Origin of the sequence: Arthrobacter sp. HMWF013, assembly GCF_003061105.1 — a bacterium.
GTDB lineage: Bacteria > Actinomycetota > Actinomycetes > Actinomycetales > Micrococcaceae > Arthrobacter.
In genome coordinates, this window is sequence record NZ_QAIQ01000141.1 from 1 (window position 1) to 6,398 (window position 6,398).

6 protein-coding genes are annotated in these 6,398 nt (G+C 64.3%); all 6 read right to left on the reverse strand.

The annotated features are described in order from the left end of the window. Window positions 1-253: DUF1048 domain-containing protein (locus tag DBR22_RS06605; protein WP_108598346.1), on the reverse strand; the 253-nt coding region annotated here is incomplete at its 3' end. Between the two features lie 2 nt (window positions 254-255). Further along, window positions 256-606, reverse strand: coding sequence for a PadR family transcriptional regulator (locus DBR22_RS06610; protein ID WP_108598347.1), 351 nt, complete (start codon window positions 604-606; stop codon window positions 256-258). Between the two features lie 97 nt (window positions 607-703). Beyond that, complete coding sequence (locus tag DBR22_RS06615; protein WP_108598348.1) at window positions 704-2,755, reverse strand: DNA/RNA non-specific endonuclease; 2,052 nt, start codon at window positions 2,753-2,755, stop codon at window positions 704-706. An 86-nt stretch (window positions 2,756-2,841) separates the two neighbouring features. After that, complete coding sequence (locus DBR22_RS06620) at window positions 2,842-3,921, reverse strand: O-antigen ligase family protein (RefSeq protein ID WP_181365061.1); 1,080 nt, start codon at window positions 3,919-3,921, stop codon at window positions 2,842-2,844. Further along, window positions 3,921-5,054 carry a hypothetical protein gene (locus DBR22_RS23730; RefSeq protein ID WP_181365062.1) on the reverse strand — a complete coding sequence of 378 codons (1,134 nt, stop codon included), beginning with the start codon at window positions 5,052-5,054 and terminating at the stop codon, window positions 3,921-3,923. The genes DBR22_RS06620 and DBR22_RS23730 overlap by 1 nt, the downstream gene beginning before the upstream one ends. After that, a complete protein-coding gene (locus DBR22_RS06625) occupies window positions 5,041-6,258 on the reverse strand; it encodes a trypsin-like serine peptidase (RefSeq protein ID WP_108598350.1) in 1,218 nt (405 codons plus the stop codon). Before DBR22_RS06625 ends, DBR22_RS23730 begins: the two co-directional genes overlap by 14 nt. Window positions 6,259-6,398: the final 140 nt, after the last annotated feature.

Below are 6,398 nucleotides of genomic sequence, written 5' to 3' on the forward strand. Positions count from 1 at the left end.
GGTCATCGCCGACGATGTCGCGGATCGGGGTGCCGTCCACAGCGGCCCGCTCAATCAGGTCTGCGAGGTCCTCGAGCATCTGCATGAGCACATCGCCTTTGACGATCGAACCCGCGTACATGAAGTATCGTTCGAGTCCGTCGATCGCGGTCCGGTAGCCCGGCGGGAACTCTTCCTTGCGGGCCTTGTACCGGCGCCATCGTTTCTTGTCCTCGAATGAGCCAGTAATCGTCTCGATCCATTTTGCGGCCATGATTATTCTCCTTCGCCCAGGGGGCGTTCGATGTGGAGGCGGAGCTGCCCGATCCGGTTTTCCAGGAAGCTCCAGGACTTCCAGAACTCGTCGAGGTACTCGCCGCCCAGCGCGTTCAGCGAATAGACCTTGCGCGGCGGGCCTTTCTCGGACGGGACTTTTTCGACGTCCACGAGCCCGCGCTGTTCGATCCTGACCAGCAACGCGTAGACGGTGCCTTCGACGATGTCAGAGAAGCCCTGGTCACGCAGCCGTGCCGTAATCTCATAGCCGTACGCCGGTTGCACGGCCAAAATGGCGAGGACGATGCCCTCCAGCGTGCCCTTGAGCATCTCGGTCATCTGCTTGCCCATGGATCACGTCTCCAACTACCTAGTGTTGCTGACTACCACTACATAGTATCGCTGAATAGCGGATGTGCAAGGGTTCCCGGCATCACGGTCTGACGGCTTAACGTCCGATGAAGCGGATCTGCCGGACGTCGGTCAGCTCCGAAACCAGACCCTCGGTGTCCTCGATGGGGTCGAGTGCGGCGAGCGGCCCGAACGAGAGTCCGGTGCGTTGCTCGATGGAGGCGATGGATCGCTGCGAAGTTTTGTGCTTGCCGAAAACAAATTCCTCTTCACGCAGGAAGTCCTGCTGCGACATTGTGTAGCCGGTGGCACACAGTTGCCCCGTCTCGTCATGAATGAACGCAATGACCTTCCAGAACTCTGTCGGGATCTGCACACCAAACCTGACGGGGTCCCCGTCCGTCAGGAAGGGACCGGTAAAGACCGAGATCCTCATGTCGTCCTTGCGTGCGTTCTGGAGCGCGTAATTCTCGAGCTCGAGCCAGACTCCACCGTTGAAGGGTTGCATCTGGGGGACGGCGTTGGTGACGTGCATGGAGTCCGCATTCGCCTTCGATGCGCCATCCCCAGGACCCCAGACCGGGTCTTCCCGCCGGGTCATGTGACCCCGCGAGAACTTTGGCTCGGCGCCGTAGCACTCCTTGCGGATCTGGGCTCCGAGCGGAATACGGGGATCCGTGCGCCAGCCAACGCGCGGCATGGATATGGATTGGAGCCCGTCGATGTTCACCGCGCTGAACAGGCACAGCCTGCGGCTCCTGCTCATCATGACCGCGAAATGTTCGTACCGCAGCACATCGTCGGTGTTTCCATCGACGGCGAAGTTCAGGACATCATCCCGCCTGGTCGTTACCGACGGCATCGGTACGGCAGTGCCGAGAAATGTCTCCTCATACCCCAGGCGGTCCCGGTAGTCCGCCGGAACCGCCTCGGTGAATACTTCGTCCTCTGTATCGACCGGTGTCGACGACCCATCCGTGACCCGGGGGCGTTGGTCCTCGCCTTCAGCGTAGGGGTTCCCGACCTCCACCGTCACGCGGAGTGGAACCACGAACGAGAACCCTGTCTGGCTCCGTGGAGCTGCGGGTGCCTGCGGATTCATGGGCGCCGGCCGATCCGGAACCGTGTGATGAACAGGGCCCGTCCGGGTCCTGCCGCTCAAGACCTTTTCGAGCCGTTCCCTCACAAGTGTGCCCGGTACTGCGAAATTGCTTCTGAGGAACCGGCCCGCGAAATGCAGACCCACCGCCTCGCCCGTCTTGAGCGACAGTACAACCGACCCGGAATTGCCGCCGAGAGTCGAACAATCGTGGCGGACCGACGTCGAATCCGACCCGGTCAGTTGGCCAGGAGCGAGCCGCTTCTTGTCATAGACGTTCCCGAAGATCTCGTCCATCAGCTGCTGGTCCGGGATGCGGCTGTCCCGTGCCGGGTAGCCGATCACCGCCACCATCTCGTTGTCTTCGGAATGGGCGGCCAGGCCGATGGGCGCTGTAAGGGCGTGTTCCCTGGTCGCCGTGACCTGCACAAACGCCACATCAGGTCCGTCTGAATCCTCGATGTGCAGAATCCGGTTCAGCCGAAACGTCCGCTCTTTGGTGCTGCCGATCTCTTCCAGGAAGTCGATCGAGGCATCCATCTGGCTGCCGCCCATTCCCTGCTTGAACACGAATGACGTTCCGTCGCTGCGCCCGAACTCGGCCGCGACGTGTCGATTCGTGACCACGACATCCGGTCTCACGAGCCAACCGGTGCCGAGCCAGGCCAAGGCGTGTCCTTCGACCTCGATGCGGCCGACCGCCCGCGCGGCGCTCATCAGATGCTCTGAAGCATCCCGGAGACGCGACGTCCAGACGTTGCTCTCCGGATCGGAAAACACGAGCTGAGCCTCATCGCCGACGACGGCCAGCACGGGCCGCCCGGTCCGCAGGACAATCGTCTCCTGCGCAAATTCAAAACGATCCACCGTTTGGCCACCCAACTCGATCATCGGCCCGTGCCCGCCCTGGGCACCCTCGAGGTCGCGGCCGGCTAATTCCGGGATCATTTCTGTGGCCGCACGGCGTTCGAGCATCTCCTCGCCAAGCAAGCGATCCCGGCGTTCGATCTGAGCGTTGGCGGCCTTCAGGCGCCCTATGAGATCCTCCACTTGCTTGCCTTTCGATCGATGGGACGGGACGGCGGGATTGCTTCAAGCAGGCTCAGCCGGAGGATGCTGATGGTGCCCGTCCGGGTTCACGGGGCCGCGCCGGTAGTTTCTCGGCGGTCCTGGGTTCCGTCACGGCCAGTGCGCTCAGGGCGGCAGCGGCCAGCGTGAGCGCTGTGATCCGAAGTGTGAAGTCGGTGAGGCTGGACATCAGGAGGGCGAGCGCAGCGAACTGGAGCCAGCGGTCGGCCCGGGAGGGTCGGCGGACTGCCCGGAGGGGCAAGGACCACCACGACGAGGGCGAGCACGATGCCGACAAGCCCGTACTCGACGCCCCACTGCAGGAACTCGTTGTGGGCATGTGTAGTGATCCGGGCGCCGGGGAAGGCGGGGGTGAAGGCTGCCGGCGCCGGGCCCTCGCCCAGCAGCGGTTGGGCGGCGATGCGCTGCAGGGCTTCCTGCCAGATGCGGGGCCTTTCCGGTTCCCGCTCGGAAGCAGTCCGCCAGATCACGACGGTCACGGCGGCGCAGAAGCCTGCCGCTGCGAGCAGCCCTCGTCTCCAGCCCGCGTGGGTCGCGACGTATCCGACGAGAAGGGCCGACGCAATCACGACGGCGGTGCGACTGCCGGTTGCCAGGATCGCACAGCCCTGCAGGAGCAGCGCCGCCGCGGGCAGCCAGCCACCGCGGCGATCGACCTCGCGGGCGGTGAGGACGGAGGTTCCGACGAGCAGTATGCCAAGGCCGTTGGGGGAGCCGAGCAGTGCGCCGGCGCGTGGCGGTGCCGGCGGGTCGATCGGGACTGTCACCATCAGCTCCACGAGAGCGATCATGGACTGGAGGCATCCCACGACGATCAGTCCGGTCACCAGTGCGTCCCGGTTCAGGATGCCCATCCGGCCCACCGCGAGGGCTGTGAGGGCAGCGATCAGGACGAGCAGCGGCACTCGAACGGTCTCGAGGGTAAGGCCACGGAGCAGGCCGATGGTCAGCAGCCAGCACACGAGCGCTGCGAATGCCACCCACAGGGCAACGTCCCGTCGTGGCCATGCCCGGCCCGCGATCACCGCAACGACGAGAAGCCCCAGCACGACAGCCACGTCACGCGCGCCGGTCCCACCCCTCGAGGCAACAGTCCATGCGAACGCAGCCAGCAGCAGGTAAGCCATCACGACGCCGGGTCGCCCGAACCCTCGGCAGCCTGCTGATCGTCCAAGTCCTCCGCCTTCGCCTTCCGCTTCTTCCATGCCGCCGACAGTGCGAGGATGCCGATCGCCAGAGCCACGATCGGTGCGACATATTGCACCGCTTGCGCGAAGATATCCCATGGTCCCGGGCCTCGTTCGGTGGCCCGCGCTGATGCTTTTTTCGGGACTTTGCCGGCCAGGTCCTGTGCCGCAGCGTGGCCTTCAATTGTGGCCGTGAAGATGAGGGAAACCTGCCCCGGCTCGTCGGAGATCACGGTCCAGCGTCGGACGATGCTTTCCTCACCGGATACGGCCAGCGCTGCCCGTGCGGCTGAGGGTGCTGCCGACGCCTCGAGGATCGTGACTGCAGCGGAGTCTGCGTCCGGGTTCACATCGATGTCGGCGCTCACTGTGTCGGAGTGACCGGCTGCCAGCGACATCGATGCACTGACGTCGTACTTTTCACCAACAATCATCTCGGTGGGCAGGCTGATATTCATGTCGGCGGCGGCCTTCAAAGCATCGTCGAAGTCGCGCTGGACCGGGTGGACGTCAACCGTCACCGCGATCGGCTTGTTGACGTCGATAAGGCCGGGAACCACTTCGCCTTCGACGACGACAATGGGAAGGATCCTCAGTAAGAGCGTCTGCTGGCCGGAGACGACGGGCGTCACATTCCAGGTCCAGGTGAGCTCATAACCCCCGCCGGGACGGCGGGTGCCGGCGTCGAGGAACTGACGGGACGCGGACGTCGGCACGATGTTGAACGTGTCCTCAGCTTCTGCCGCAAGCTGGGCCTCATTGCTCCACGCAACCTTTACTGTCGGCAGCCCGGGTGAGGACGTGCCGTAGATGACGGTCGCCCTGAAGGTGGTGGTCTCGAATTGTGTGAGCGGCTCGGAATCGAACCCCGCATCGAGCCCGGCGTTGGTGATTGCCTCATTGACTGTGCCGGCGTCCGGCCCCGGGTAGACCTGCGCATAAAGGGGCGCCCCGAGGGGCCACGCCAGCGCCAGAATCGTCACGGCCACGACGACCAGCGCCGCGCGGACTCCCGCGTGACGAGGGCCTGATGCGGCAAGGCCCGCCCGTACCGGGCCACTAACCAGTGTCATGCCGTATCTCGCCGACCCGAAGGGTGATGTGCAGGGGAATGGTAAATGCGACGGCGCCGTCTGTGGTCGCGGGAAGGCGCGGGACGGGTTGTGCGGCAAGCCGTGAGTGCTGCTGCTCCTCAGCCGGCTGTTGGGGCCCGGTCGGAAGGGACGGTGGATTCAGGGCCTCCTCGAGCAGGATCCGTTCCTGGGCGTTGAGGCCGTCGGCGGCTTGGCCAAGCCAGGTCAGGATGCTGCTGATGCGGATGCCTTCGTTGGCTATCCACTGGATCTTGAGTTCATCCTGGGTCTTGTCCCACACCGTGCCGTCCACGGTCAGGATTTCGCCTGCCTCGTTGCGGGCAGGCACGCCCGAGTGGTGAAGGCCGAGGATCTCCCATTGGTTGTTGAAGAGCGGTGAACCAGAGGAGCCCGGCGACGTGTCGGTGTGGTAGTGCAGGAATTGGTCGAAGCGGTCGATGAGTTCGTTTTGCTGCAGCGCGAGCTGTTTCTCCTGGCCCTCCGGGTGCTGGATGATGTTGATTGACTCGCCCAGCAGGATCTTTCCCTGGTCCTTGGTGGTGCGGTTGAAGCCAAAGCCGGCCAAAGGCACGGAGGCTGTGGTTCCGTCGGGCCGGGACTGCGCAGCGACCGCGACGATGGTGACATCCAGGCCGGCGTCGGTCCGGAAGAAGGTATCCGGTTCCAGGTCGAACTGCGATGTGGTCAGTGGAAGTCCGCTGAGTCCGTTCTGGAAGTTGAATTCCAGCCGGGAGAACCGGGCGGACGGAGCGTCGGGCAGCACATGGTTGTTCGTCAGGGCCAAGCGCGGCGAGATCATGAACCCAGTGCCGAAGCCGCGGATCTGGAAGCGGTCGCGGACGATGATCCGGCCCACGCTGCGCGAGACCGTTGAACCCAGTTCCAGGAACGCGATGCCGAGCAGGTTGTTTCCGCCGATGATCCGCTCCAGCACATGAACGTCCTGCACCCGGCCCTCCGCTGCCGGGGAGGTGTCGGCGGTTGCCCTGAGCGCGTCCATGACAACGGGCTGACGCAGGACCCGCCGGGATCGCAGCGCCACCCGTTCCGGTGCATCCACGTTGAGGATGCTTCCTTCCGGGGTCTGCGCCTCGGCAATCTTCTCTTCCGTGTCCGCCCGTGGACCGCGCCGCTCCTGGAACCGCGCCTGGGTTGCGGTGAGTACCTCGTCCGGTATCTTCATTTGCCTGTTCTTCGAAAGAGTTCAGTTGTTGTTCGTCGGTGCCTGAACCAGGCCCGCGCCCACGTCCACTGGGTCCGTTCCCGATTTGAGGGGCTTGAATGTTCCTGAACCGATCAATTTGGCCTGGAGGAGTACCGGGC